A 26,051-nucleotide genomic window follows, 5' to 3' on the forward strand; every position below is an offset into this window, starting at 1 on the left:
ACGTGTTTCTCGCTATTCGTGATATCCGGTTTGCCAAAGGCCGGTTCGCCCTGATGGGCGGAGTGGTGGCCCTCGTGACGCTGCTGCTCGTGCTCCTGTTCGGGCTCACTGCCGGACTGGGCGACCAGTCCACCTCCGCGATCGGCAAGCTCGGGGCCGGGACCGCTGGCGGGTCCGGCGACAGTTCACGGTTGGTGGACAGCATCGTGTTTGGCGCGCCGGGCAGTAACGAGCCGACGGCGTCGTTCACCGAGAGCGAGGTGACAGCCGCGCAGGTGGATGCGTGGCAGCGCGTTCCCGGCGTGGCGCGGGCTGAGCCGCTGGGCATCAGCCAGACGCGCTTCCAGGCGGGCGACGGCGGGACCACCGATGTGGCGGTGTTCGGCGTTGCGTCGGACGGCGGGCTGGCACCGTCACCGGTGCGGGCGGGGACGGTGGTGATCGGTTCCACGGTTGCGGCAGATTTGTCCCTCGACGTCGGCGACACCGCCAGGGTGGGCGGCAATGAACTGACCGTCACTGCTGTTGTGGATGACCAGTGGTACTCACACACCGGTGTGGTGTGGACGGCGCTGCCGTCCTGGGCTGAGGTGGCGCACATTTCACCGGCTGGTGGTGCGGCGGCGAATCCGCCGGTGGCCACCGTCGTCGCGGTCACCTACGAGCAAGGTGCCGCGGTGGACGAAGCGGCCGCCAATGCCGCGGCGGGCACGGTCAGCGCGAGCCGGACGGGCTCGTTCCAGGCGCTCGGTTCCTTTAAGAGCGAGAACGGCTCGCTGATGCTGATGCAGGGCTTCCTCTATGGAATTTCTGCGCTGGTGATCGTGGCCTTCCTGACCGTGTGGACCGTCCAGCGGACCCGCGACATCGCCGTCCTCAAGGCCATGGGCGCGTCCGGCAGGTATGTGCTGCGCGATGCGATGACCCAGGCCTTGCTTGTGCTCGTGGCAGGCGCGGGGATTGGCGGGGCGGTGGGTGTGCTGGGCGGGTTCGCCGCGGCGCAGGCCGCGCCGTTCCTCGTTACTCCGGCCACCACCCTGCTGCCTGTCCTGGGAATTGTTGCCCTCGGGCTGGCGGGCGCCGCGCTGGCAGTCCGCCGGGTCACCACGGTGGACCCGCTCATCGCCCTCGGCGGCAACTGAAAACCCCTCCCCTCCACGAAAGGTCTTTTTCGATGACTGTCTCTTCTTTGTCCGTCACACCGCTCGCCGCGTCGGCAGACAGCGCCTCACTCCCCCTGATCCTGGACAACGTCACCCTCGAATACCCGGACGGCGGCGGAACCATCAAGGCCCTGGACAGCGTCAGCCTGGGGGTCGCGGCCGGTCACATGGTCTCGCTCGTTGGCCCGTCCGGCTCGGGCAAGTCCAGCCTCCTGGCGGTGGCTGCCACCCTGGTCCGCCCCACGAGTGGGCGCGTGCTGATCGATGGGATCACGACGGCGGATCTGAAGGATGCCGACCGGACCGCCGTGCGCCGGGAGAAAGTGGGCATCATCTTCCAGCAACCCAACCTCCTGGCGTCGCTCACCGCCGTCGAGCAGCTGATGATTGGGCACCATTTGCGCGGAAAGCCGCTGAGGGCTGCGCGGTCCCGGGCTTTGGAGCTGCTGGGTCTCGTGGGGCTGGAGGCGTCTGCGGACAAGCGGCCGCACCAGCTTTCCGGCGGGCAGCGGCAGCGCGTGAACATCGCCCGCGCGCTGATGGGCAGCCCCAAAGTGCTGCTGGTGGATGAGCCGACGGCGGCGCTTGACCATGAGCGTAGCGCGTCGATCGTCGGGCTGCTTCGCCGGGTCACCGACGATTTCCGGGTGGCCACGGTGATGGTCACCCACGACACCGAATTCGTTCCGCTGACCGACGCGGTGGCGGTGATGCGCGACGGCGGGTTGGCGGCGCCGGCGGTGCCGACGCAGCCGGGCGCTGGCCTTGGGTGATACCGGACGGCCCTATGGTGCTCCGTTATCGTGCCCGCGCGAGCGTCGAGGTTGGCAGGGCAATGGCGATCAGAACGGGTTCAGCAGCCGGTCCACGAACTGCCGGGTGCGTTCCTCCCGAGGGTTACGGAGCACCGTGTCGGGGTGGCCGCGCTCCACCACCACCCCGCCGTCCATGAAGATGACCTCATCGGCGACCTCACGGGCAAACGCGAGCTCGTGCGTTACCACCACCATGGTCCAGCCCTCGTCCGCCAGCTCCTTGATGACAGTCAGGACGTCGCCGACCAGTTCCGGATCGAGCGCCGATGTGGGCTCATCAAAAAGCAGGAGCTGCGGACGCAGGGCCAGCGCCCGCACAATTCCGACGCGCTGCTGCTGGCCGCCGGAGAGTTCGAAGGGATAGCTGTTTTCCTTGTCTTCAAGCCCTACCCGGGCCAGCAATTCCCTGGCTTCCTTCACGGCCTCGGCCTTGGACCGCTTCTGCACCTGCACCGGGCCCTCAATGACGTTTTCCAGGGCGGTCCTGTGCGGGAAAAGGTTGTAGTGCTGGAACACCATCGCACTACGGTCCCTCAGCGCCGCCAACTGCTGCTTCGACACCGGGCCCGAAAAGTCGACGGTCAGCTCACCGGCGAAGTCCACCACTCCGGCGTCGGGAACCTCAAGCCCGTTCAGGCAGCGCAACACAGTGGTCTTGCCGGAACCGGACGGTCCAATCAAGGTGACCACTTCACCTCGGCTGACGTTCACGTCAATAGACTTCAAAACCTCATGGCCGCCGAACGCCTTGCGGAGTCCACGGACGCCCAGGAGCTGGGACCTCTCCGTGGACCCGGAATCAGTGGGCAACATAGCGGTCCAATCTCTTCTCAAGGGCGAACTGTCCGCCGGCGAGGACCAGGCAGATGATCCAGTAAATGACGGCCGCTTCCAAATACAGGAGCATGAATTCCTGGCTGAAGGCCGCTACCTGCTGCGCCTGGCGGAACAGTTCGGTCACGAGGATCAGCGAAGCCAGCGAAGTGTCCTTGACTAGGCTGATAAAGGTGTTGGACAGGGGCGGGACGGAGACCCGCGCGGCCTGCGGCAGGATGATCCGGACCAGCGACTGGCGGCGGGACATCCCGATCGTATGGCCGGCCTCCCACTGGCCTTTAGGTACGGACAGGATGGCTGCCCGGATGACCTCCGCGGCGTAGCCGCCCACGTTGAGGGAAAAGGCGATGATGGCGCTGGGCCAGGGGCTGATGGTGACCCCGATGGAGGGCAGCCCGTAAAAGATGACAAACAACTGCACCAGGAGGGGCGTACCCCGGATCACCGAAATGTAGATCCGGGCGGTCGTCGAGAGGACCCGGTTACGGCTTAACCGCATCAAGGCGACGATCAGGGCCAGCAGCAGCCCAAAGGCGAATGAGACCAGGGCCACAGGAATGGTCCCGGTAACGGCACCCAAGAGGATCGGTCCCAGTGCCCCCCAAACGAGTTCCCAGTTGATCATGACCCGGCGCGGCGTTCTTGAACGATGTGCATCGCCGCTACTTGGTCACGTCCGCGTCGAAGTATTTCTGCGAAATTTTGGCCAGGGTACCGTCGGATTGCAGTTCGGTGAGCGCCTTGTCGACAGCGCCCGTCAGGCTGGTTGAGCCTTTCCGAAGCGCGACGGCACTCAATGACTTGTCTGTGGTTTCGGCGGCAATCTTGATGCTGTCATCGCGTGAAGCCTTCTGCTGGTCCAGGTAGGTCAGTTTGTCGTTGATTGTTGCATCGACCCGTCCCTGCTTGAGCAGCGCGATGGCCTGCGCCCAGCCCTCAACTGCCTCGACGTTGGCGCCGCTCTGCTGGGCCAGCTTGTACCAGTTGCTGGTCAACGATTGCGCCGTGGTTTTGCCCTTAAGACTGTCAAAGGAAGTGATGCTGTTGTTATCGGCCTTCGTGACGATGACGCCCGTACTGACCGTGTAGGGGGTCGAGAAATCATATTTTGCCTTGCGTTCGTCAGTGATCGAGACCTGGTTGGCTACGACGTCGAACCTCTTGGCTTCCAGGCCCGCAAAGATGGCATCAAACTGGGTTTCCTGGAACGTGGCCTTGACGCCCAGCTTGTCGGCCACTGCCGTGATGATCTCCACGTCGAAACCGGTCAGTTCGCCGCTGCCGTTGGCGTGGAACGAGAAGGGCTTGTAGGTTCCCTCGGTGCCGACCTTAAGCACGCCTGCGCTCTTGACGTCACTCAAAGAAGTATCCGTCCCACCGGCGGGCGCCGAGCTGGCTGGGCCCGTGGACGCGGAACCGCATCCGGCCAGGGCCAGTCCCGCAGCCGCGATGAGGCCAATGACGGAAACTCGTGTGCGCTTCATAATGATCCTTCGTCCAGGAGCAGCAAGGGCTCGCCGACTTGGCGGCACCATCACTTGCGACGATAGCAACACTGCAGAAAGATCGCAGGCACCGGCTTCATCCAACCTCACGAAGTGGCTCCGACAACAGTTCACAGGGTTCGCCGATCACTGCCGCCGAGCCCGGGATCGCTGGCCCGCTATCGGCAAGTCGGTGTGCGAGGTGCGACTGCCGAGCTTTGAATGTGGAGCGTTGTTCCGGTGGAGCGGCCCTGAAGGTCAGATGATTGATTCCCGATCGGCCTGCCAGTAGCGCAAGCCGGCTTCCTCAAATCTGGACTCGAGGGCATCGAGTCCTGCAGACATCTTCAGCGTTCGCTCGCGCTCAGTAGTTGGAAGCAGCCAATGGAAGCCGATGTGACAGTCGCCGACATGGCAGGTCTGGAGGTCGGGGCCAAACGGATAGGGCAGGGAGATAAGCAGGTGATCACAGACCGACCCGGGTAGCCATGCCTCTCCGATGGGCACCGTGTGGCCGAGGCCGAGCTGGCCGGTTCTGTTGTAATACACAGTCATGGCTAGTAGTACGATTGCCCGGACATCGTCTGCCTCCGTGCAGAGAATGAACTCCTGCCCGTAGTTTGTGCCCTCCGTTGTGGCCCACCCTCCAATCGAAACATAGGTCCAAACGCCTCCGTCTGATGCGGGGCAACGCGTAGGACTCTAAAATGTGGATTCTCTTGGTTCGGGCCGCCGCTCAAGCTAAGTGCCTCTACTAATTGGCCCTCGAAGAAGTGCCGTACGTGGTCTTCCAAGGCGCTGCAGACGTCGTCGCAGGGAAGGATATCGGTCATCCCCCGAGTCTAGGACTCCGGCGAGAACAGCGCGGTCCCGGTCTACAGCGGCAAGTAAAGAGCTGCTGCCGCGGCGTCCAGAGAACATCTAAGGCCGGCGCGGCGCACGTGTGCCCTGCCGTCTGGCCGGCCGCGCCGAAGCTCTGTTCCGCCAGGTCGCGCATGAGCGTCTAGACCGAACGCTGATAACGGACGTTACGTAAACCTGTACTCTGCGTATCTCATCAGATGAATCATCCGGGTCCTCTCCCGCCGAGTCTCCCTGATCGCAAAAGTGAGCCATCAAGGAAAGACCGTTCCGCTACCGAAGCCCCCGCGGCCTACTCCCGTTGATTCCGCTCCCTAATCAAGATTTCCGCAAGATTTCTAGTAATGGTGTTGTTTGCGCACACCATTACTGCGAACCGTGTATGTTTGATCCATGACCGAACGAGAAGATCTTCTCCGCAGACTTGAACATGCAGGCATCCTTGGCGCAATTAGCTGGGCCTATCGCTCCGCTGCGCGGCAAGTGGCAGAAGATTATTCCGAGGAATCCGGACACGACGCGGCGTGGGTAGGACAGACGCGGTATACCCTGTTTCGCGATCGGCTAGACCGAGTGTTCTCCTGCGGCCGCTACTCACTCGCTGCGGACGCATTGCCCGGCGAAGGTCGAGATGTCGTAACAGCGACACTGCCCCAGGCTGAAATCGACTCGATGCCTCCGATCGAAGCGGACGTTGTCCGACGTTCAAACTTGAATAAAAGCGTCGGCTGGGCCTTTGAAGACATCCGGTGGTTGTTGGCATCCGGTCCATACCGGAAGCTGGACGCCATTCGGTGGGACAGGAAAAGTCAGACCAAAAAGCTAGTCGCGCAACAGCGAACTTTCAATCCAGACCAGGCCTCGCTGTTCGAGACCCTTCCCGAAGACGAAACAGCAGCGCTGTTCGACGCCACCGCATCCCCGGATATTGATGATTTGGATCGTCTGACCCTTGTTGTTGCTCATTCGCAAGACGTCCTGTCTTGGCTCGGCGAACTGGGGATCGGGATGCCTAGGCTAAGTCAGGGGGACGGATCGGCATGGAACTGGTTCTCAAACCTCCTCGCCGCACCCCCCGTCAGGACAAATTCTCGTCCTGTTGTCCAAGTTGCCTCGACTGACGACCATCTGAACGAGCCCGACGCGCCCGTCAAGCTAAAAAGCAGGAACACTGCAAGCAACCGACTCCAAAAGAACGCTAATAATTGATGAACAGCATCGTTGATGGACCCAGCCGAGCAGCCGACGTCGCCGCCTTTTTCGACGGTTCCCGTCTTACAATTGCGCGCAAATTAGCCGGTTGGCGGAAGAGCAGCCTTGCCACGGCAATCGGTATGAGTCCTGCAGCGGTTAGCTCATGGGAGTTTGGAGACAAGCGTCCTAGCCCAGCCGCGATTGCTCAACTGGCGCTCACACTGCAAGTGGACCCCAGCTTCTTTTCTTCGCGGCCGGGCTCGCTCTCTTTAGCGAAGAGCACCCCACATTTCAGGTCTCTCCGGTCGACCAGCCAGATTGCTCGGGACCAAGCGGACGCATACGGGCTACTGGCCGTTGATGTAGCCTCGGCGCTGGAAACTCGCGTAGAGCTTCCAGCTGTCAACATACCGGTCTTCCCCGTAGACGAAAGTGGTTTGGAAGGCAACGGTCCCGAGCTGGCCGCCAGGCATGTACGGGAGGGGTGGAGCCTGCCAGCCGGCCCCATCAGGAACATGGTCCGTCTGCTCGAGAACAACGGCGTCTTGGTGGTCTTCAGTCCTGAGCAGACTGCTTCCGTTGACGCGTACTCATTCTCTACCGCCGTTCGTCCTGCCATTGTCTTGAATCCAGTAAAGCGCGACTATTATCGCCAGCGATTCGATGCCGCACATGAACTGGGTCATCTAGTTATGCACGGAGATGCGGAACCAGGTGGCCGCCTTGTTGAAGAGCAAGCAAACAGGTTTGCATCCGAATTTCTTGTTCCCGAAGCCGAAATTAAGGATGAGCTGCCAACGGCTATAAACGCCGCCGCTTGGAGGACACTTGGACGGTTAAAGGAGGAATGGCGCGTGAGCCTTCAGTCGCTCCTGTTTAGGGCGCGCCAGCTCGGGCGGCTATCGGATGTCTCGTACAGAAACGCCATGATGACAGTCTCTGCAAAGGGTTGGCGTCGGGCTGAACCAGGCCTAATTTCAACCGTCGAAACACCGTCGCTACTCGCTCGTTCAGTCGAGTTGTTAACCGCAGAAGGAGTGAGTGAGCAGGCGCTGATACACGAGTGCGGAGTGCCCGCCGAACTCTTTCGCGTTATGACGGCGCGCACTCCTGAGTTGACGCTAGCGACGCCAGACTCCATGCACCCACCTGAGGGCAAGCCGCAGAAGGCACAAGTGATTTCGCTGCTCCACCGCCGCGAGCTTCATTAGAGCCGAGAATGTTCATGCCGCGTTATCCGTGGCCAGTAGCTGAAGGATCCCCGGCAGCATCCCGCGCCCTTATACGAGCCGGGCCGCATGTCTTGACTTTCTTTATGGGACGGGCTTAGAACTCAACCTGACAGGACGAGGTTTGGAGGTGCCATGGTCGGTCAGCGGATCGGGTACGTGCGCGTGAGCACGCTGGACCAGAACGAGAAGCGCCAGCTCGAAGGCCAGGTTCTGGACCGGATCTTCATGGACAAAGCCTCGGGCAGGGACACCGTCAGGCCAGAGCTTACGGAACTTTTGCGGTTCGCCCGAGACGGGGACACCCTGGTGGTGCACAGCATGGACCGGCTCGCACGCAACCTCGATGACCTGCGCGCCCTCGTCCATAATCTAACTCGCAAAGGCGTACAGGTAGAGTTCATCAAAGAGAACCTGGTCTTCACCGGCGAGGACTCCCCTATGGCTAACCTCATGCTCTCCGTCATGGGCGCCTTCGCTGAATTCGAACGTTCCCTCATCAGGGAACGCCAGCGGGAAGGCATCGCCCTGGCCAAGCAGCGCGGGGCGTACAAAGGCCGAAAGAAGACCCTGACGCCGGAACGTGCCGCCGAGCTGGTCCAGCGCGCCGGCCGCGGCGTTCCAAAAGCCCTCCTTGCCCGTGACTTCGGGATCAGCAGGGAGACCGTCTACCAGTACCTCCGGAACGCCAAGCTGGAATGAGCGTTACCCCGCACTCCCCATCGTCGTGCCCCATAAAGACGCAGCCATAGTTTGACGGAATCTTCATTATCGGCGTTTGGTATTGGGCAGGGGAGTGCCTGCAAGGGGGCGGCTTCGTGGCTCTTCCACTTTTAGCGTGGCGGCAGGTGTTCAGCATGCTTGTTGGGCTGCTGTGTACAACAATAACCGGAGCCTGTAATGGTCATGGTTGTTAGCGGCCATGAAAAACTGCCCATAGGCGGCCACGAAATTGCCCGCTGGCGGCCAGTAGAACTGCCTGCCGGTGGCCATGAGATCTGCCCACTTCCTTACTGAACCGACCGCGTCTTAAGCGGTGGGGGCCTCTCCCTGGGGTTTGATGACGGTGTCTAAGCGCACCAAGCGAACCAGGAAGAGGCCCTGTATGAAGTCTGACGGAGAAATCATGGAAATACTTGCTGCCTACGATCTGACCGGGTCGTTGCGCGCTACCGCGGAGCTCACCGGCTGCTCGCACCACACCGTTGCCAAACACGTCCAGGCCCGCGACGCGGGCCGGCCGATCGGGGAACCCGCGGCCCGCGGCCGGGTCACCGACGGGTTCCTGCCCAAGATCGAGGAATGGATCGAAGCCTCCAAGGGCCGGATCCGTGCCGATAAGGCCCACGAAAAGCTCCTCGCCCTGGGCTACACGGGTTCGGAACGCTCGACCCGCCGCGCGATCGCACAGGTTAAAGCCGCGTGGCGGCTGGGCCATACCCGCGTTCACCGGCCCTGGATCACCGAACCGGGAATGTGGCTGCAGTACGACTTCGGCGACGGCCCAAAGATCGGCGGGGTGAAAACCATCCTGTTCGTGGCCTGGCTGGCGTTCTCCCGCTTCCGGATCGTGATCCCGCTGCGGGACCGGACCGCGCCGAGCGTGTTCGCGGCCCTGGACCGGTCCTTCCGGATCCTCGGCGGGGCACCGACCTATGTCCTGACGGACAACGAGAAGACCGTGACCACGGCCCATGTTGCCGGGGTCCCGGTCCGGAACCAACAGACCCTGGACTTCGCCCGGCACTACGGGATCACCGTGCTGAGCTGCCAGCCCGCGGACCCTGCCACTAAGGGCGGAGTTGAAGCGTCCGTGAAACTCGCCAAGGCCGACCTCGTGCCGAAGGACACCAACCTCCGGGCCGAGTATGGCTCCTTCGCCGAACTCGAGGCCGCCTGCCAGGTCTTCATGGACGAGGTCAATCACCGTGAGCACCGGGTGACGCGGCGTAAACCCGCGGCGGTGCTCGCCGAGGAAGCCCCCAGGTTGCACCGGATCCCGGACACCGCCCACACGGTCGCGTTCGGCCTGGCCCGCAGCGTTCCGGAGAACACCCCGATGGTCACCTTCGAAAACGCCCAGTACTCGGTCCCGGCCCACCTGCTCGGCGCACGGGTGTTCGTCCGCACGCACGGCACCGGACCGGACGAGCAGGTCATCATCGTCCACCACGGCGCCGGGGGACCGGTCGAAGTCGCCCGCCACGGACGGGCACGGCCCGGCAGCCCCGCCATCAACGATGAACACTTCCCCGGAACCAGGGCAAAGGTTCCTGGCGATTATGAGGTCAGGGCCCGCAGCGCTGACGAAGCAGCGTTTCTGGCCATCGGCGAGGGCGCCAGGACCTGGCTGATCGAAGCCGCCGCGGCCGGGACGGCACGGATGAACGTGAAAATGGCCGAAGCCGTCACCCTGGCTAAAATCGCCGGCACTGACCACGTCGATCGGGCACTCGGCGATGCCGCCCTGCACGGCCGGTTCGCGCACCCGGACCTCGCCTCGATCCTGAACGCCAACATCCGCCGCACCACCACGCACGCCGCCAACGAAGCGACCTCCCTGACCCAGGGAACCAGCGCGTGGGCCGCTATCGGAAACCCCGCCCTGAACACCACCGCCAACATCACGCCGGAGGAGGCCCGATGAGTCCCGTGACCACGACCAACACCGCGGCTCCGCCGCTGCCAGCGGACCTGGAGGCCCTGATGCGGTCCCTGAAAATGCCCCACGCCCGGGCGCTGGCCCCTGAACTGATCGCGACCGCCCGCGCCCAGCGCTGGGAACCTGTCGAGGTCATCAAAGCCCTCTTCACCGAGGAAGCCGCCGGCCGGGCCCGGTCCATGCTCGCCTCCCGCCGCAAAGCTGCTGGCTTCCCGACCGGCAAAACCTTCGACGCCTGGGACCCGGACGCGTCCTCCATCCCCGCCCCGACCCAACAGGCCCTCCGGACCCTGGAATGGATCAACCGGCGGGAAAACCTGGTGGTCTGCGGACCCTCCGGAACAGGGAAAACCTTCTTCCTCGAAGCCCTCGGCCAGCAGGCCGTCGAAGCCGGGATGCGCGTGGCCTGGTTCAGGCTCGAGGACCTCGGCGTCCTGATCCGGGCGCACCGCACCGACGACAGCGTCACCCGCGCCGTCACCCGGATCCTCCGCGCGGAGCTGGTGGTGATCGATGACATCGGCCTGTTGCCGGTGGCCACGGACGCGGCCGAAGGCCTCTACCGGGTCGTGGACGCAGCCTACGAAAAACGGTCCGTCGCGATCAGCTCCAACCTCCACCCCGCCGGCTTCGACGAACTCATGCCGAAAACCCTCGCCACCGCCACCGTTGACCGGCTCCTGCACCACGCCCACGTCTGCCAGACCAGCGGCGATTCCGTCCGCCTCACCCAAGCCCTCGCCGGAAAAGGAGTCACCCGCCTGACCTAACCAACCCAAGAATGGCCAACCCCGCCGAACCAATCAGTGGGCAGATCTGTTGGCCATCACCGGGCAGTTTTACTGGCCACCAGCGGGCACATCAACTGACCGCCCGTGGGCAGAACGTAATGGCCATTGACACATGGTTCCGATATCCGCGTGCCGCGCGTTTGAGGTTTTTCGCGCTGAGGTTCGCCGCCTCGCTGCGGGCGTTTGTGACCCGTGTCCGGCAGAACGTGAGCAGCTCTCTCCGCCACATCCGCAGGGTCAGAAACAGTGATTTGGCCTCCCGCATCCTGGTTGCTTTCACGGCGTGTTCGAGTTCGGCCCAGGCGCGGTGGAACGCGTCGATGTGATCGGTCTTTAGCAGTTGGCGGACGTGTTCTTTGATGCCCCAGACGACGCCGAGCTCGATGTCGGAGGCGATGATTTCCTGCATCCGTCCGCGCTGGGCGCCGGACATATTTTCCTGATTGCACGTCAGCAGCTTCCGGGATTTCCATGCCGGATCCGTGGCCCGGCCGCGCCTGCCATGCAGGTCGTGGGCCGGCGCCGCCGGACCTCGGTGACCATCTGATTCGCCCGGGCCACCACATGCCAGTGATCGACGGTGATTGCTGCCTTGGGCAGGGCCTTGCGCACTGCCCGGCGGAACTCGGTGGACATATCCATCGCCACCAATTCCACCCTGTTCCGCCACCACCGCGGCCGGGCCCCGATCCAGTCCCGCACCGCCTGGCCGCGACGGCCATCCACGATATCGAGGATGGCCCCGGTATCCAGATCGGTGAACACGATCGACCAGGGCTCGACCCGGGTGACCTTGCCGGCCTCATCCTTCAAGTATCTGACCCGCCGGAAACGGTGTTCATCCACGCCCAGCCGGCGAACAAGTCTTCGGTCCACGCCCCCGTCCAGGACGGCCGTGTCAGCTGTGACCCGCATGACGGTCGTCCATGACACGCCGGCGGCTGCAGCGACCCGGGAGACGGCACGCAGCTCTGTGGACAGCCCGGTGACGATCCCGGCCACCAGCCTGCTGGTCAGCCGGGACCGCAACGGAATTTCATCTGTGGTCTGCACGAACGACCGCCGCGGACACTCTGGTTCCAAACAGGCCAGCCGCCGCTTCCGGACCCGGACTTCCAGCGGCGCCCCGCCGCACTGGACATCCCGGACGCGATGAATCGGGCGAGCCTGGACCCGGGACGACAGCACACCGCAGTCCGGGCAGGCGCCTTCGCGTTCGACGGGTTCGACCAGCACCGCCCGGGCCTCGCCGGAACGCTCGGCGGAGAGCACAACATGGCCCTCCAAATTGAACAGAATCGACGCGGCATCACACGTCTGCGTAATCTGTAACAAGGCTCGTAGTCCTCAGCAATAGATGTCTCGACAACACCTATGCTCGCAGGGCTACGAGCCCCTTCATTTGAAGGACACCACGCTAAAAGTTGATGAGCCGGTTTCGTCCCGCCCCGGAAGTCGGAACTTGTTCGGCATCCAGCGGCAGGGAGGTCCGAGAACTACCTCGGCGGTCTGGGAAACGAGGGCCTCCGACGCCTGCCGTTCAGGAGCTCCTGCCTAAGCCCGTTATTGACGTCTATGCCGTCGATCCTCAGACGTAATGGGGTGCTCAGTCATCTAAGTTGGTGGTGGTCTCGGAGTTCGCACGCAGGGAGAAATCCGGACGGCCGGGCCCCGCACTCGTATTCCTGAGTGCGGGGCCCCATCATGAACGTATGCAGGAACACGGCAAGTTAATCCAAGCGGTGAAGATGTTTCATACGCTTGCCTGGTTCATAATCGAGGCTTGCATGCTCTACGTCCTGTACTCGGGCATCCGCGGACGCACGGATCGGAGGGCAGGGCTTGCAGCCTCTGTCGTAGCCCTGGAGACATCAGTATTTGCCGCCAACGGATTTCACTGCCCGCTAACTGCCGTCGCCCGCAACCTCGGAGACAGCACCGGCTCCGTCACTGACATTTACCTTCCGCAATGGCTGGCGAGGAATCTCCCGGCCATCCATGTCCCGTTAATAATCATGGCGGTAGCTCTTCACTGGCGAAACCTTTCGGCTATGAGACGGCGATAAAGCCCAACGAACCATCGCGGGCGTTGCGCGTGTAGACGCGGGCACTGAACGTTTATGCCCCAGCAGCGCACGAAGCGTGTGTTGCTGGGGCATAGTCTGTGAGGACGGCCTTAATCGTGGGTCCTTACCTTAGGAGTAACGATGCGCGCACTTGTGGTCTACGAGTCTTTGTGGGGCAATACCGAGAAGGTTGCGCGGGCCATCGGCGCCAGGCTTGCCGCCAACGCCGACGTTGAAGTGGTGAACTCGGATGACGCACCAGAATCAGTTGCCGGATACGACCTTTTAGTGGTCGGTGGCCCGACGCACGCTTTCTCGATGACACGCAAAGCCACCCGGGCCGACGCAGTCAAATCCCACTCGGCCCCGCACGAGCCGACTCGTGGAATCCGGGAATGGCTCAATGTGGTTGAACGACCCAGTACCGTGATTGCCGCAGTCGCCTTCGACACCCGGGTCGACAGCCCGAGGCTGCCCGGTTCAGCGGCCAAGGCGGCAAAGCATGAACTGCGCTCACTCGGATTCGACACGTCCGTCAAGCAGCAAACCTTCCGCGTCCATGGCTACGAAGGGCCACTCCTTAACGGTGAGCTCGAACGGGCGACGGCGTGGACCGGCGATGTACTTGCGCGCCTTGGCGACGACTCATGAAGCCACACCTTGATCTCAAGGCCCAGGACCGCGTTGAAGTTTCCTCCGGCAGGTTGCCTCTTATTTGGACGTGGCTCTCTGCCTCCGCCGGTGTGCTCGCGTTCACCGGCAGCGTTCTTGGCCTCCTCCACCCGGCAGCGTTTTACGGGCGTGAGACGGATCTGCTATTCAACGCGGCTATTGCCCAAGATGTGGTGAACGGCCTGCTGGTTGCTCCGTTGCTCGTGATCCTCGCCTGGCTGGCCAGAAGAGGATCGATCAGTTCGTGGCTGTCATTGGCCGGTTTTCTTGGTTTTACCGCGTACAACTACTCGATCTACGCTTTCTCGATCCAGTTCGGTCCAATGTTCCTGATGTGGGTAGCCGTGCTTGGCCTCTCCATATTCGCGCTGGCTGGCACCCTGGCCAGCGTAGTGCCGGAGGCTACTTCCTTGATCGGGCGAACGGCTACCCGTCTTACCGGGTGGGTCCTTATCGTGACCAGTGTCCTGTTCACACTTCTCTGGCTGAGCGAGATCGTCCCTGATCTTCTGGCGGGTGTCCCGTCGACCAGTGCCTCGACCTGGAATGTGCCGACTAACCCGGTACACGTACTTGATCTGGCGTTCTTCCTCCCAGCGGTAATCACATCCGGAGTGCTCCTAATTCGTGAACACGTATGGGGACACGCAACAGCGGTAGGGTCCCTTGCTTTCCTTGGACTGACGACCCTACCGATACTCGCGACGCCCATCGTCTCTTATCTTCGGGCTAGCCCTCCCGGATGGCTGATAATGATGCCGATCGGCGCCCTCTCCGTAGCCCTCTGGGCGGTCTTCTTTCGGCAACTCCGCTCAACACGTCGACAACAACATACGCGTTCAATGGGTAGCGACCAGCGCTAGGAGCAAGGCGGAGGGCGGGCTCCCTCATTAGGGAACGCCAAAACGAAGGCATTGCCCTGGCCCAGCAGCGCGGCGCCTACAAAGGAAGGAAAAGGACCCTCACCACGGACCGGGCGGCCGAACTGGTACAACGCTCCGGCAGCGGTGTCCCGAAAGCCCTCCTTGCCCGTGACGACGGGATCAGCAGGGAAACGGTCTACCAGTACCTGCGCCACGCCAAGCTGGCGTGAAGCACTCCCCCGCCGGCACAACCGCATGCTTTGCCCGATTGGCGATAGCTTGACGAAAGGCTGGTTATCGGCGCTTAAAGCACGGGAGTAGTGCTGGCGAATTTCAACTTTTCCTGTGGCTATGAGGAATGGGGCGCTGTCCCTCGGACCATCAGCTCCGGCGTGAAGCGACGATGCTCGAAGGGCCGCTCCCTGTCATCAAGTCGCAGAAGCACCAAGTCCACGCCGAGGTCGGCGATCGCGTTGACCGGCTGCGTCAGGGTTGTCAGGTCAAAAACATCCCAGGACGCCATCTGAATGTCGTCATAGCCGATCACCCAGACATCGTCTGGAACCGCGAGTCCCAGTTTCCTCGCGGCATCGAGAACCCCAAAGGCGACAACGTCGTTCGTGCAAAAGATCGACCGCGGCCCATTCGGCTTGGCCAGGACCGTGAGGGCTACAGCCCGCGCTGAATCGTGAGAGAACTCGCTGTCGAGGATGTGCTCGGGAGGGACATCGATGCCATGGTCACGCAGATGATCGAGGAATCCTGCGCGCCTTTCGTGCCCAGTGCTGACGCTGTTATTGCCGCCGATCACAGCAAAGTCCGTCCGTCCAGCTGCCATAAAGTGCGCGGCGGCAAGTGCGCCGCCGGCACAGTTGTCGCTAGTCACCAGGTCACAGCTTGCGCTCTCGATGCTGCCGACCACCAACACGACCGGAAGATTCAACCGCATCGCGGCAGCCAAGCTGGCAGACCCCTCGGTCGCGGAAGTAAAGATCACACAGTCGATAAGGCCACCCTGCATTGCCTCTACAGCGGCAGTCTCCCCCGAATCCGCATCCGACGCCCACAACACCATCTGCAGGTTACGCCGGGTGAGCACCGTCCCGAGAGCATCAATCAACTCCGGATAAAAAGGGTTAGTGATACGCCCCGTCACGACCCCGACCGTGCCCGTCCGTCCAGTACGCATCGCGCGCGCCTGCTGGTTAGGGACATACCCGGTTCCCTCCAGAGCCGAGAGCACACGATCACGCGTCTCCTCACGAACATTCGGGCTATTCCGGAGGACTCGGGACACCGTCATCTGCGAAACACCGGCCAGCCGCGCAATGTCCCTGCTCGTCAGCACCGGCGGTTCTTCACAAGCCATCGATGATGGATGCTATCGGCGCTAAGGGCGAGCAGAGCAAGCCAGACGACTCCGAAGCCGATCCAGCGTTCCGTGCTTAGGCGCTCGTCAAGGACGGTTATGGCGATCGTGAACTGCAGTATGGGGGTCGTGTATTGCAGCAAACCAATGGTTGTCATCGGAAGTCGCCGGGCTGCTGCGCCGAAGAAGAGAAGGGGTACCGCTGTGATGAGTCCACCGGAAGCCAGCAGCCAAAAGTGGGTCGGTCCGTTCTCGAAAATGGTCAGCCTCTGGTGGGCAGCTAAGGCGCACATGACGGTAACGGCCAAGGGCGCCAGGATGAGTGTTTCGGCCGTTAGGCTTGTGGCCGCATCGACTAGGCCGCCGATTTTCTTTTTGACTAGACCATAGGAACCAAAACTGCACGCCAGGGTCAATGCTATCCAGGGCAGTTGGCCGTACGACGCTGTGAGGACGAAGACGGCCGCACCACCCAGACTTACGGCCACCCATTGCATGGGGCGAAGCCGCTCTTTGAATACAAGGACGCCTAGAAGAACGCTCACTAGAGGATTTATGAAGTACCCCAGCGAAGCTTCGACAGCTCTACCGCTGATGACGCCATAGGTGTAGGTAAGCCAGTTGATCGAGATCAAAACGGCGGCGAGCACGAGGGCGGCCAGGACCTTGGGGCTGAGGAAAGCGGACCGGAGGGCTTTCCAGGAACGGGACAGTGCGACGAGCAGGGCGCAGACAACAACGGAAAAGATGACCCGGGAGGCGACAATTTCTATTGGACCCGCTGGCACCAAAATCGTGAAGTAGAGGGGAAGCAGCCCCCATAGCCCATAAGCGCCCAATCCATATAGCAATCCGGATGGAATTGCTCGTGCCCCCAATACGGCAGTGGGTGCTTTTTGCTTTACGGACATGCCTGCTCCAACGAACGATCAACAGTCGAGCCGGCGGCTCATGAAGGGCGGGGTGGTTCCTGGCAGATATCGACGTGTTCCAGGCACTGCCGACCCCGCTTAAAGAACACCTGTTCCTTTCGACTATACCGAACGTTTTACCTTAAAAACTAGTTTCGGGTCAACTATTGACGGACGTATTTATCGCCCATAGCGTTTGCTATCAGCACCAGAGCACAAGTGTTGTCCGGTGTTATCGAACGATGCCGCATAGGGTGGGCACGCAAAACTTAAGGAAACAGGACATGGGTTTGCTTCAATCGAAGGTTGCTTTCGTAACAGGAATTGCCCGCGGTCAGGGCCGCTCGCATGCTCTCACACTGGCGAAGGAGGGGGCAGATATTATCGGGCTGGACCTTTGCGAAAAACTCGATTCCACGGTGTACCCCGGATCTACGCTTGCCGATCTACAGGAAACCGTCCGCTTGGTGGAAGAGACCGGCCAGCGGATCGTCGCGGAGGTAGCCGATGTCCGTGACCTCCCGCAGGTAGAGAAAGTATTCCAGCGCGGTATCGAGGAGTTCGGACACGTTGACTTCGTAGTCGCCAACGCCGGCATCTTCGCCTCCGGAAAGTTCTGGGAAATTGAACCGGCAGCATGGCAAGAAATGCTGGACATCAATCTCACCGGCGTATGGAACACGGTCCGCGTTGCGGCGCCCTCGATGATTGCCCGCAATCAGGGTGGTTCCATCGTCATCACAGGATCAACGGAATCTATCAAGGGCATGGCCAACACTGCCTCCTATTCGGCAGCCAAGCACGGCGTCACAGGGCTCATGCGGACGATGGCCAATGAGCTCGGTGAATACGGCATCCGGGTCAACACCGTCAACCCCACATGCGTGGATACCAACATGATTCAGAACGAAGGTGTTTACCGCCTGTTTCAACCGCAGGCCGAGACCCATACGCGAGAATCAGTTGCCGGCGCTTTCGCCTCCACAAATGTCATCCCGGTGCCTTGGATTGAGCCGAGCGACGTCAGCCAGTCCATTTTGTGGCTGCTGTCCGATGCCTCCCGGTATGTCACCGGCGCTGCCCTGCCCGTTGACGCCGGCTTCACAATCAAGTGAGCCTTGAACGAAGAGGACATGACATGAACGACTACGGGATGCGCCGATTTGAAGGTAAGAACGTCGTGGTAACGGGTGGAGCGCAAGGCATCGGCAAGGCCATCGCTCAACGCTTCACCCGGGAAGGGGCCCGCGTCTTCATCGCCGACCTCCAGGAGGAAAAGGCGAAAGAAGTTGCTCTCGAGCTGGGCGGCTTCAGTACACGATGCGATGTCAGCAGTGCCCAGGACGTGGACCAAATGATTGCAGAAGCCATTTCCGCTCTCGGCTCCATCGACATACTCTGCAACAACGCTGGAACCATCACCATGCGGTCAACAGTCGAATTAACCGAAGAAGACTGGGATCAGAACATGGACGTCAATGCCAAGGGGACATTCCTTTGCACCCGCGCCGTCCTCCCTCACATGCTTGAACGGAAGCAAGGCGCGATAGTCAATACGGCGTCCCAGGCCGGTAAACGCGGTTACAAGTTGTTCACCCACTACAGCGCCTCCAAAGCGGCAGTGATCCTCTTCAGCAAGGGTGTAGCGCTGGAGGTCGCGCCTTACGTTCGCATCAACTGTGTCTGCCCGGGAATTGTCAGCACAGACATGATGGAACGGGAATATGCCTGGGAGGAAGAGATGACGGGCGATTCCAAAGCCAGTATCCAGGAACGTTGGATGTCGGGGATCCCCATGCAGCGCTTTCAGACACCGGATCATGTCGCCGGGGTGGTTGCCTTCCTCGCCTCCGAGGACGCCAGTGAGATGACCGGCCAGGCCATCAACGTTACTGGCGGCATGGTTATGGAATGAGTGCCGCAACGAACCGCCCACTCCGATGGGGGATCCTTTCCCCGGCTCGCATCGCTGATGACGTCCTGCCCGGCTTGATTTCTTCAACCCGGAATCAGCCTGTGGGTGTGGCCAGCCGCGATCCACAACGGGCGAAATCATTCGCGAAACGGTTCGGCCTTGACCGCACGTACGCCTCGTATCAATCCTTGCTCGAGGATCCTGATATCGACTGCGTCTACATTCCTCTACCGAACAGCCTTCATGGCGAATGGGTACGACAGGCGATCAACCACGGGAAACATGTTCTCTGCGAAAAACCGCTCGTCACCACGGCGGCTGAGGCTCAAGACCTTTTCGCACTTGCTGATTCACAAGGCGTCCATCTGGCAGAAGCGTTCATGTTTCGCCATCACCCCAAGACGCGCACCCTGATTGATTTGGTCCAGTCAGGAGCCCTTGGTGCGATTCATACAGTCCGCTCATCATTCAATTTCATGACAGAGACTCCGGAAGACGACATCAGATTCCGGTCAGATTTGGGCGGAGGTGCCCTCCGGGACGTTGGGTCCTACTGTGTGAGCCTCAGCAACCTGTTACTCGGCGACGCTCCTGTTGAAGTCCAGGCAGCATCAGTACCATCCCCCCTGGGCGTCGCTGAGCGCTTTTACGGAACGATGCGCTACACGAATGGTGCCGTGGCACAGTTTGACTGCTCCATGCGTTCTCCCCTGTCGGTACATGTTTCCGTGCTGGGCGAAAAGGCAGAGGCGATCGTGTCCATGCCCTGGTACGCCCACAAGGCACCACACTCCATTCAGCTCAAAGCGCACGGAGGGGATGAAACGCTCCTCGCCGTGCCCGACACGAATGCTTACTTCCTCGAAACTGAAGCCTTCGCTGCGACAGTGCGCGGTGAGCGGCCACCGGAAATTCCGGGATCAGAAACAGTCAGAAATCTGGAGACCCTGGAGCGTTTAGCGGCATCGGCGACTCCAGGCCCCACCATTCCCGCAACCACGCCATAACCACCCGGGTTTGCCGGCGCTGTCCCAGCCGGCTTCCTGCCTGAATGCGCAGTCAACGGACATCAGTTTTCAACACTACGCAAAAGACCTTCCCTCGCTGTTTGCGCCGGCAGGCGAAGCACCACGGGGATAACAGTTATGCCGGAGAACCAGGGGGAGAAAATTCCCCGCTGCACGGCCGCACAGGGCCGGAGCAGCCTCCACCTCCACGAGCGACCAGGATTCATAATCCGATTGAGAGGAAGAGATGCGCAGATACAAAGCAAAGATGCTTTCAGCCGGCGCCCTCATAGCGTCAGCAGTGATGGCGCTGACGGGGTGTTCCGGCTCTACCGCCGGTTCAGGCAATGAGGGCGGGGAAACCTTGAACGTGCTGTCATGGGAGAGCTACCACGATCAGAAACAGATCGACAAATTCACTGCAGAGACCGGCATCAAGGTGAACGTGGTCAACGTTGGCTCGCCGGATGAAATGTTCGCCAAGGTGAAATCAGCACCCGGCCAGTGGGACGCTGCCCTCGTGACTTCCGGCTGGTACGACAACTACACCACCAATAACCTCCTGGAACCAATCGATCGCTCAAAGGTCGATGCTTTGAAGGACTTCAAGCTTGGCTTCGACTGGGAGGGGGCCGCAAGTTCGGAGGGCTCCCTGTACGGCGTCCTCTATAACTGGGGCAATCAGCCGCTGGCGTGGACGGACGACGAGGTGCTCAGCTCCCCGGCTCTGGATAAATACAAGAACGAAAAGGGACAGTTCGACGACTGGAATGTGTTCTGGGATCCTGCCCTCAAGGGCCGCCTCTCCATATTCGATGACAGCCAAGCCGTGATCACCATGGTCGCCCTGACACTTGGAATCGAGGACCCCTTTCGCTTGTCGGACCAGCAGTTCGAAGCAGTCAAGGCGAAGCTGGCCGAACTCCGACCCCAGATAAAGCGGCTCACCAGCGGCTACAACGACCAAACAGACCAGATTGCACGGGATGAGGTCTCCATGGCCTACCTGAATCTGTCGGTGGTGGTCGGGGGTGTTGAGAAGGCCGGCAAGACCTTGCACGTGAACAACATCATCAAACAGGGTGTTCCTGCATGGAGCGACAACTACTCCATCATCAAACACGACACCATGAAGCTCGACGCGATCTACAAATTCATCAACTACACACAGTCCACCAGTTGGCAGGCGGAATTCATTACGAGGACCGGAAGTGCCGGCATTCTGGACTACGAGCGGGCAACTTCTCCCGAAGGCGTGGAAGCAGGTCTTACCCCTGAGGCCCTGGAAGCCACTTTGATACCTGCAACGCGGGACGGCGAAGCCTTCTTCTCGAAGATGGTTTTCGGGAGGACCCCGGAGAACCTGGAAAAGCGGGTCGAGATGTGGAATGAGTTCAAGATCGGCACCAGCTGATATGACCGGGGTCGCTCTGCGGTTTCAATGGGGACGGAGCGACCCCTCCCACCGCGACGTTGCCAGGCACTTTCGCAAAGAAAACACCCAGCACCGGGACAGCACAGCAGGGCTGTCCCGGTGCTTCGTGCCTGGCTTACTCAGCGCCCCCAGCTCACCAGGGTCAGCAATAAAGGCAAACCAGCACTATATGCAGGTATCACCCGCCATTAGTACGAACGTTCTGATAGTTTGAGGCCATGGCTCGTAACCCTTCACCGGAACAAACCCGTCGCACTGATCCACTCCGCCGTGAGCGAATCATCGACTGCACCCTGGACATCATCGCCCGGCGTGGCACGCGCTTTGCCACGTACCGGACAGTGGCAGAGTCGATCCAGGTCCCCCTGGGCTCGATGACCTATCACTTCCCCAGCCACGACGACTTGATCTTCGCTGCCTTTGAAAAATTTGCTGACGAGCTGTTCACCCCCTTGAGGGGCTTAGAGGACGGTCAGGGCGGCGGTGATCCTCGGGAGCGGCTGGTGAAAGTCATCATCTCCACTGAGCGCGACCGTCAAAGGGACATGGTCATCCTCGCAGAGCTGTACGTGCTGGCTTTCCGGCACGAGCGGTACGCGGATCTGATGCGGCAATGGATGCGGAAGACCAGAGGTGTTATTTCCCGGAGTATCGACGATGAGCGTGCGCAGGTTATTGATGCCGTACAGGAGGGCTTGTCGCTTCACCGGTATTTCACGCCCGAAGAGTTCAGCGAGGATACCGTCCGGCGCACCTTGGTCGATCTTGTTCCGGAACTAAGCCGGAAGACTCGTCCATGACTGTTGGGACCGTCGGATCTGCTGACCACGTTCGAGCACTGGAAAGATGCCGTGCGGCACTCGTCGCGGCCTTTCTGATTACCGGCATTGGAATGTCCACTTGGATTACCCGGACGCCCGCTATCCGGGACACGATGGAGCTGTCCAATGCCGAGATGGGCCTGCTGCTTGCAGCCATCGCGGTGGGATCGGTAGCTGGCATCGCGTTGGGCAATCCGTTTTTGGCCTTCCGCGGTGCCCGGTTTGTAGTTGGGTGCGGCATGCTCAGCATGTCGACAGGTGTAGCCCTCATAGGACTGGGAACCGCCCTGCAATCCGGTCCAATGGCAGCGATGGGGTTAGCCCTTTTTGGCTGCGGCATGGCTTTTGGCGAAATCGGGCAAAACGTTGAAGCTGTCGGACTTGAAGCAGCAATGGGGCGGAGTATGGTTCCGGGACTGCAAGGCTGTTACAGCTTCGGCGTCTTCGGCGGGGGCCTTGCAGGAGTGTTGGCCAACAGCCTGGAAATCCCTGTCGTTACACACCTCGCGGGTGCAGGGCTGGTGGTCCTGGGGGTGTCCGGCTGGCTGATCGTCCGCTTGCCTGCCGCCACGGGGACCGCGCGGACGCCACGCCGCGGACCGGCAGGGGGCGGATCGACACGGGGCGGCTCCCCGTGGATTGATCGACGCCTCTTGGTATTGGGTGTCATTGCCTTGGTGATGGCGCTTTCGGAAGGGGCCGCCAATGACTGGCTTCCCTTGATTGTCGTGGATGGCTTCGGGCACACCGCCGCCACAGGTTCCCTTATCTATGCCTTCTTCGGTCTCGCTGTAGCAATCGGCCGGTTTTGCGGTGGACCCGCCATCGACCGATTTGGACGCGTACAAGTCATCCGGGTCAGCGTTCTGACCGCGGCGTCGGGCATCGCGCTTGTTGCTTTTGCGGCGGATCTCCTGCTGGGAGGAATAGGGGTAGTCCTTTGGGGCTTGGGCACTTCGCTTGGATTTCCGATAGCGCTTTCCGCTGCGGGTGATCACCCCACGCACGCAGCCAGACGCGTCGGCCTCGTGGTCGCGGTGGGCTATGCCGGCTTCCTCATTGGTCCGCCGCTGCTGGGCTTCCTGGCTGAACACGCTGGTCTTCGCGCAGCCATTCTGATTGTGCTCCTTGCTGTGGTTGCCGCATTGTTCTTCAGCAGATCGGTCCAGAAGGCGGGTTGAACCCAAGAACAAGTGTCGGACCCACATCTGGAGTTAGGCGCTCGTCCTGTCTGGAAGAGCCCCGGAATGGTATAGCAGCACGTTGCAGGCGGGATGGAAAACCCACAAGACCGACAGGATCCGGTTTCAAGTCTCATGCTGTCTGTTGTCCTTGTGAAAGGAAATGCGGCCGGTCGTAACCGCGGAGTGTTCCGTAACGATTGGGCACGAGCTGGTTGTGGATCGCGACGGGCGGCGCTGCAGATCTCCTGGCGGCAGTGCAGGCCTGCTCGCTGGCCTGATGCATCCAGCAGGGGGCGGCGTCGTGTGAGCGAAAGTTTCAGCCCGCTTAAAAGCTGGGCACTGATAGAAAGGCGAACACCGTTCCGGCCCCGGCAAGGAAGCAAGCAGCCGCTGCGGACGAAATATCTCCGGTCTCAGCAATGCTGCGTGCGGAGGCAGCCTGCGGGGTAGCACCAGGCCGCCGCAGCCCTGGCAGATTGCGCGATGGCGCCGTCTCTCTCTGAAGCCTGCCCACCAGCCAAATTCCCGCGGACGCCGCAAAAAGGAACAGTCCGATGAGGGCCGTATCAAGCTGGGTCATAGCCACAGGCCTCCTCCAACCGAGGGAAGCCTTGCCTCAACGCCCAAGGGCGGACAAAAGGACGAATGACATGCCGGTAGCTGCGGTGAGGAAGGCGGCAGCCTGAGGGCTTACTGCGGATTCGGAGGGTTTGGCCGGGACCCACGCCCTGGGCATCGATGCCTGCTTCAAAGCGCGCCGCGAAAACCACAAACCGGCAGCAGCAAGAAGCAGGAAGATTCCAAAGAACGCCATGAACGGACCGAACATCATTTCACTCCTGTTTCGTGCCGCTCACCGTCGAGTGGCCTAGGTATGGCACCAAGTGCCAGAAAACGTGTTATCCATCACTGTACGGTGTAATCGAACGAGCTGGCAAGGGATTGGGGTTCACTGCGGCTCAATTGGCCTACACCATAGCGATGAGGGCCACGGTGTTCGCTTGCACCACGCATGGCCATAAGCGGCACCTAGGGCGTCTTTTGGCCTTGCCTGGCGGATGGCAGTCGACGGATGAAATCGGCAACGCGTTCGCCGATGAGCACGGCTGTTGCTGCTGGGCCTCGGGTAGGGGCGGTGGGCAGGAGTGAGGTGTCGGCTATCCAGAGCCCTTCCGTGCCGTGGACCCGTCCGTACTGATCTGCCACTGCGTTTGGATCTGCCGATGGCCCTAATTTCGCACTGCCGCACAGATGGAAGGCAGTCCCAAGGTGGGCATGCATCCAGGCGTCAAGCAGGTGGTCCTCGCGCAGTGTTTTCTCCGGAAGGTTGGTTATGTGGTCGAAGATTTCTTCGTGGGCCGACGACTGGAGGAGGGCAGCTGCGACGCGGATGCCCTCGCGCAGCCGCTCCCGGTCGGATTGTGTGGACAGGTAGTTGAAGTCGATGCGTGGTTGAACAGCCGGATCTGCTGATTCAAGAGTAATGTCCCCGCGCGATGTCTCCGCCTGAAGGGAGACGAGTAGGACCAGGTCCTCTTGTTGAAGTACTTGGCGGGCGAATTTTTGTGGGGAGACGCCGGTCATTGCTGTCCGAAAGCGGTTCTCGTCCGGGATCAGCGGGGCAGCAGCGGTGTTGTTGTTGGGCGGGCCGCCGGTCAGCATGTAGCCCATCGGTTTAAGGAGCGGCAGTATCTCAAGATCGCCAACAAAGGGGGAGCCGGTGGCCGTGAAGTTGAGGACGCCTGCCATGGACTGTGTCGAGCAGTAGTCAACGAGAGGGATTTTGGGTTTCCAGCTGAGTGCGATGTTGGGGTGGTCACTGAAGTTTTTGCCCACGCCCGGCAGATCGCTGATTACGGGGATACCGAAGCGCTGCAGCTCCTTTTGGGGTCCGACTCCCGAGACAAGCAGGATGTGGGGGGTCTTGACTGCACCGGCGGCCAAGACGACTTCTCTTGCCTTGTGGGTAATCAGGGTGCCTTCGCAGACTGATTCGACTCCTGTCGCGCGGGTACCCTCAAAAAGGACGCGACGGACGTACGAGTTTCCTCGTATTGTGAGGTTGGGCCGGTTGGTTGCCGGGGTGAGGTAGCCAAGGTTGGTGCTGATTCGCACACCATTGAGGCTATTCGTGGGTACGGGGCCGTAGCCCGGTTCGTGTTGGCTGTTCTTGTCTGGTTCCGCAGGATAACCGGCTTCTTCGACAGCGCGGGCAAAGGCGATAGCGGCGGGATGGTCCTGGGCTGGGCGGGTGACTGTCATAGGCCCCGCATGGCCGTGCTCTTCACCGCCGCCAAAGTCGAGGTCGTTCTCAAGTTTTTGGTAGTAGGGCAGTGCTTTTTCCCACGTCCATTCGTCGTTGCCGCCTGCTGACCATCTTGCAAAGTCATCTTTCGCTGCCCGAATGAAGTAGGTCCCGCTAATGGATGTGGATCCGCCGAGGATGCGGCCCCGGGCAATCGAATAGGGCCGGTGCGGTGTCAGGTAGCCCATGAACGACCAGTTGTTGGGATGTCCAGGCATTGCGCCTTGCACTGTCCCGGCGTCGAGCAGTTCGGGCGGAACACCGTCTGGGCCTCCGGGTGCGGGCCCGGCTTCCAGCAGCAGAACGGACCGGCGCGGGTCCTCGCTGAGACGGGCGGCCAGAGGGGCCCCGGAGCCACCGGCTCCCACAACGATGACGTCGTACCCTTCGTGCGGATTTTCATCCGCGAGCCCACGCTGTGAGCTATTCATGGGCATTGAAACCGGGGCATCCGCCAAGGACGCGCC

21 protein-coding genes and 3 pseudogenes are annotated in these 26,051 nt (G+C 61.3%); 16 read left to right on the forward strand and 8 right to left on the reverse strand.

Annotated features, from left to right (window positions below):
* Positions 1–2 precede the first annotated feature (2 nt).
* Positions 3–1,142, forward strand: a complete 1,140-nt coding sequence (locus GUV69_RS13850; protein ID WP_164203309.1) for an ABC transporter permease — start codon at positions 3–5, stop codon at positions 1,140–1,142.
* A 32-nt stretch (positions 1,143–1,174) separates the two neighbouring features.
* Positions 1,175–1,936, forward strand: a complete 762-nt coding sequence (locus GUV69_RS13855; RefSeq protein WP_164203311.1) for an ABC transporter ATP-binding protein — start codon at positions 1,175–1,177, stop codon at positions 1,934–1,936.
* Between the two features lie 69 nt (positions 1,937–2,005).
* Here the strand turns inward: GUV69_RS13855 and GUV69_RS13860 are convergent, their stop codons facing one another.
* The 4 genes and pseudogenes from GUV69_RS13860 to GUV69_RS13875 form a co-directional block, all read right to left on the reverse strand.
* Entirely contained in the window at positions 2,006–2,791 is a 786-nt protein-coding gene (locus tag GUV69_RS13860) for an amino acid ABC transporter ATP-binding protein (RefSeq protein ID WP_164203314.1), read from the reverse strand.
* Positions 2,778–3,437, reverse strand: coding sequence for an amino acid ABC transporter permease (locus GUV69_RS13865; protein WP_164206554.1), 660 nt, complete (start codon positions 3,435–3,437; stop codon positions 2,778–2,780). Before GUV69_RS13865 ends, GUV69_RS13860 begins: the two co-directional genes overlap by 14 nt.
* Before the next feature lie 40 nt (positions 3,438–3,477).
* Entirely contained in the window at positions 3,478–4,299 is an 822-nt protein-coding gene (locus GUV69_RS13870) for an amino acid ABC transporter substrate-binding protein (protein WP_164203316.1), read from the reverse strand.
* Between the two features lie 258 nt (positions 4,300–4,557).
* Positions 4,558–4,974, reverse strand: a pseudogene (locus GUV69_RS13875) (suppressor of fused domain protein); the annotation flags it as partial.
* A 579-nt stretch (positions 4,975–5,553) separates the two neighbouring features.
* On the opposite strand from GUV69_RS13875, the gene GUV69_RS13880 reads away from it, so the two are divergent.
* The 5 genes from GUV69_RS13880 to istB all read left to right on the forward strand — a co-directional run bounded on the left by GUV69_RS13880 (position 5,554) and on the right by istB (position 11,015).
* Positions 5,554–6,369: a hypothetical protein gene (locus GUV69_RS13880; RefSeq protein WP_164203319.1), complete on the forward strand. Its 816-nt coding sequence runs from the start codon at positions 5,554–5,556 to the stop codon at positions 6,367–6,369.
* Positions 6,369–7,565 carry an XRE family transcriptional regulator gene (locus tag GUV69_RS13885; protein WP_164203322.1) on the forward strand — a complete coding sequence of 399 codons (1,197 nt, stop codon included), beginning with the start codon at positions 6,369–6,371 and terminating at the stop codon, positions 7,563–7,565. The genes GUV69_RS13880 and GUV69_RS13885 overlap by 1 nt, the downstream gene beginning before the upstream one ends.
* Positions 7,566–7,718: 153 nt before the next feature.
* The gene (locus GUV69_RS13890) at positions 7,719–8,285 is read left to right on the forward strand and encodes a recombinase family protein (protein WP_164203324.1); all 567 of its coding nucleotides are present in this window, start codon (positions 7,719–7,721) and stop codon (positions 8,283–8,285) included.
* 403 nt (positions 8,286–8,688) lie between these two features.
* Entirely contained in the window at positions 8,689–10,230 is a 1,542-nt protein-coding gene (gene istA / locus GUV69_RS13895; RefSeq protein ID WP_164198843.1) for an IS21 family transposase, read from the forward strand.
* Positions 10,227–11,015, forward strand: coding sequence for an IS21-like element helper ATPase IstB (istB, locus tag GUV69_RS13900; protein WP_164198841.1), 789 nt, complete (start codon positions 10,227–10,229; stop codon positions 11,013–11,015). Before istA ends, istB begins: the two co-directional genes overlap by 4 nt.
* 91 nt (positions 11,016–11,106) lie before the next feature.
* Here the strand turns inward: istB and GUV69_RS13905 are convergent.
* A pseudogene (locus GUV69_RS13905) lies at positions 11,107–12,371 on the reverse strand (ISL3 family transposase).
* An 872-nt stretch (positions 12,372–13,243) separates the two neighbouring features.
* Here GUV69_RS13905 and GUV69_RS13910 point away from each other — a divergent pair.
* From GUV69_RS13910 to GUV69_RS13920, 3 genes and pseudogenes are all read left to right on the forward strand, one after another.
* A complete protein-coding gene (locus GUV69_RS13910; protein WP_164203327.1) occupies positions 13,244–13,753 on the forward strand; it encodes a flavodoxin family protein in 510 nt (169 codons plus the stop codon).
* Positions 13,750–14,637 carry a hypothetical protein gene (locus GUV69_RS13915; protein WP_164203330.1) on the forward strand — a complete coding sequence of 296 codons (888 nt, stop codon included), beginning with the start codon at positions 13,750–13,752 and terminating at the stop codon, positions 14,635–14,637. The genes GUV69_RS13910 and GUV69_RS13915 overlap by 4 nt, the downstream gene beginning before the upstream one ends.
* A gap of 20 nt (positions 14,638–14,657) precedes the next feature.
* A pseudogene (locus GUV69_RS13920) lies at positions 14,658–14,867 on the forward strand (helix-turn-helix domain-containing protein); the annotation flags it as partial.
* Between the two features lie 119 nt (positions 14,868–14,986).
* Here GUV69_RS13920 and GUV69_RS13925 read toward each other — a convergent pair.
* Together GUV69_RS13925 and rarD are read right to left on the reverse strand one after the other, a co-directional pair.
* Positions 14,987–16,006, reverse strand: coding sequence for a LacI family DNA-binding transcriptional regulator (locus GUV69_RS13925; RefSeq protein WP_164203333.1), 1,020 nt, complete (start codon positions 16,004–16,006; stop codon positions 14,987–14,989).
* The gene (rarD, locus tag GUV69_RS13930; RefSeq protein ID WP_164203336.1) at positions 15,979–16,917 is read right to left on the reverse strand and encodes an EamA family transporter RarD; all 939 of its coding nucleotides are present in this window, start codon (positions 16,915–16,917) and stop codon (positions 15,979–15,981) included. Before rarD ends, GUV69_RS13925 begins: the two co-directional genes overlap by 28 nt.
* A 284-nt stretch (positions 16,918–17,201) precedes the next feature.
* Between rarD and GUV69_RS13935 the strand changes: the two genes are divergently transcribed.
* From GUV69_RS13935 to GUV69_RS13960, 6 genes are all read left to right on the forward strand, one after another.
* A complete protein-coding gene (locus tag GUV69_RS13935; protein WP_164203339.1) occupies positions 17,202–18,032 on the forward strand; it encodes a mycofactocin-coupled SDR family oxidoreductase in 831 nt (276 codons plus the stop codon).
* Positions 18,033–18,055: 23 nt separating this feature from the next.
* Complete coding sequence (locus tag GUV69_RS13940) at positions 18,056–18,832, forward strand: SDR family NAD(P)-dependent oxidoreductase (RefSeq protein WP_208786646.1); 777 nt, start codon at positions 18,056–18,058, stop codon at positions 18,830–18,832.
* Complete coding sequence (locus GUV69_RS13945) at positions 18,829–19,839, forward strand: Gfo/Idh/MocA family protein (RefSeq protein WP_164203342.1); 1,011 nt, start codon at positions 18,829–18,831, stop codon at positions 19,837–19,839. Before GUV69_RS13940 ends, GUV69_RS13945 begins: the two co-directional genes overlap by 4 nt.
* A gap of 304 nt (positions 19,840–20,143) precedes the next feature.
* Positions 20,144–21,253 carry an ABC transporter substrate-binding protein gene (locus GUV69_RS13950; RefSeq protein WP_244292877.1) on the forward strand — a complete coding sequence of 370 codons (1,110 nt, stop codon included), beginning with the start codon at positions 20,144–20,146 and terminating at the stop codon, positions 21,251–21,253.
* A gap of 239 nt (positions 21,254–21,492) precedes the next feature.
* The gene (locus GUV69_RS13955) at positions 21,493–22,074 is read left to right on the forward strand and encodes a TetR/AcrR family transcriptional regulator (RefSeq protein WP_164203348.1); all 582 of its coding nucleotides are present in this window, start codon (positions 21,493–21,495) and stop codon (positions 22,072–22,074) included.
* Positions 22,071–23,276, forward strand: coding sequence for an MFS transporter (locus GUV69_RS13960; protein WP_164203351.1), 1,206 nt, complete (start codon positions 22,071–22,073; stop codon positions 23,274–23,276). The genes GUV69_RS13955 and GUV69_RS13960 overlap by 4 nt, the downstream gene beginning before the upstream one ends.
* 1,032 nt (positions 23,277–24,308) lie before the next feature.
* On the opposite strand, the gene GUV69_RS13965 is transcribed toward GUV69_RS13960, so the two are convergent.
* Complete coding sequence (locus GUV69_RS13965; protein ID WP_164203353.1) at positions 24,309–26,015, reverse strand: GMC family oxidoreductase N-terminal domain-containing protein; 1,707 nt, start codon at positions 26,013–26,015, stop codon at positions 24,309–24,311.
* Between the last annotated feature and the right edge of the window lie 36 nt (positions 26,016–26,051).

Source organism: [Micrococcus luteus] ATCC 49442, from assembly GCF_010367585.1.
In the GTDB taxonomy this organism is placed as follows: Bacteria; Actinomycetota; Actinomycetes; order Actinomycetales; family Micrococcaceae; genus Arthrobacter; species Arthrobacter luteus_A.

Bases quoted from the DNA above. Each gene is read 5' to 3' on its own strand.
- GUV69_RS13860 (WP_164203314.1), bottom strand. From the start codon at position 2,791: ATGTTGCCCACTGATTCCGGGTCCACGGAGAGGTCCCAGCTCCTGGGC.
- istA (WP_164198843.1), top strand. From the start codon at position 8,689: ATGAAGTCTGACGGAGAAATCATGGAAATACTTGCTGCCTACGATCTG.
- rarD (WP_164203336.1), bottom strand. From the start codon at position 16,917: ATGTCCGTAAAGCAAAAAGCACCCACTGCCGTATTGGGGGCACGAGCA.
- GUV69_RS13890 (WP_164203324.1), top strand. From the start codon at position 7,719: ATGGTCGGTCAGCGGATCGGGTACGTGCGCGTGAGCACGCTGGACCAG.
- GUV69_RS13945 (WP_164203342.1), top strand. From the start codon at position 18,829: ATGAGTGCCGCAACGAACCGCCCACTCCGATGGGGGATCCTTTCCCCG.
- GUV69_RS13910 (WP_164203327.1), top strand. From the start codon at position 13,244: ATGCGCGCACTTGTGGTCTACGAGTCTTTGTGGGGCAATACCGAGAAG.
- istB (WP_164198841.1), top strand. From the start codon at position 10,227: ATGAGTCCCGTGACCACGACCAACACCGCGGCTCCGCCGCTGCCAGCG.
- GUV69_RS13935 (WP_164203339.1), top strand. From the start codon at position 17,202: ATGGGTTTGCTTCAATCGAAGGTTGCTTTCGTAACAGGAATTGCCCGC.
- GUV69_RS13960 (WP_164203351.1), top strand. From the start codon at position 22,071: ATGACTGTTGGGACCGTCGGATCTGCTGACCACGTTCGAGCACTGGAA.
- GUV69_RS13880 (WP_164203319.1), top strand. From the start codon at position 5,554: ATGACCGAACGAGAAGATCTTCTCCGCAGACTTGAACATGCAGGCATC.
- GUV69_RS13855 (WP_164203311.1), top strand. From the start codon at position 1,175: ATGACTGTCTCTTCTTTGTCCGTCACACCGCTCGCCGCGTCGGCAGAC.
- GUV69_RS13940 (WP_208786646.1), top strand. From the start codon at position 18,056: ATGAACGACTACGGGATGCGCCGATTTGAAGGTAAGAACGTCGTGGTA.
- GUV69_RS13885 (WP_164203322.1), top strand. From the start codon at position 6,369: ATGAACAGCATCGTTGATGGACCCAGCCGAGCAGCCGACGTCGCCGCC.
- GUV69_RS13950 (WP_244292877.1), top strand. From the start codon at position 20,144: ATGGCGCTGACGGGGTGTTCCGGCTCTACCGCCGGTTCAGGCAATGAG.
- GUV69_RS13925 (WP_164203333.1), bottom strand. From the start codon at position 16,006: ATGGCTTGTGAAGAACCGCCGGTGCTGACGAGCAGGGACATTGCGCGG.
- GUV69_RS13915 (WP_164203330.1), top strand. From the start codon at position 13,750: ATGAAGCCACACCTTGATCTCAAGGCCCAGGACCGCGTTGAAGTTTCC.
- GUV69_RS13965 (WP_164203353.1), bottom strand. From the start codon at position 26,015: ATGAATAGCTCACAGCGTGGGCTCGCGGATGAAAATCCGCACGAAGGG.
- GUV69_RS13955 (WP_164203348.1), top strand. From the start codon at position 21,493: ATGGCTCGTAACCCTTCACCGGAACAAACCCGTCGCACTGATCCACTC.
- GUV69_RS13870 (WP_164203316.1), bottom strand. From the start codon at position 4,299: ATGAAGCGCACACGAGTTTCCGTCATTGGCCTCATCGCGGCTGCGGGA.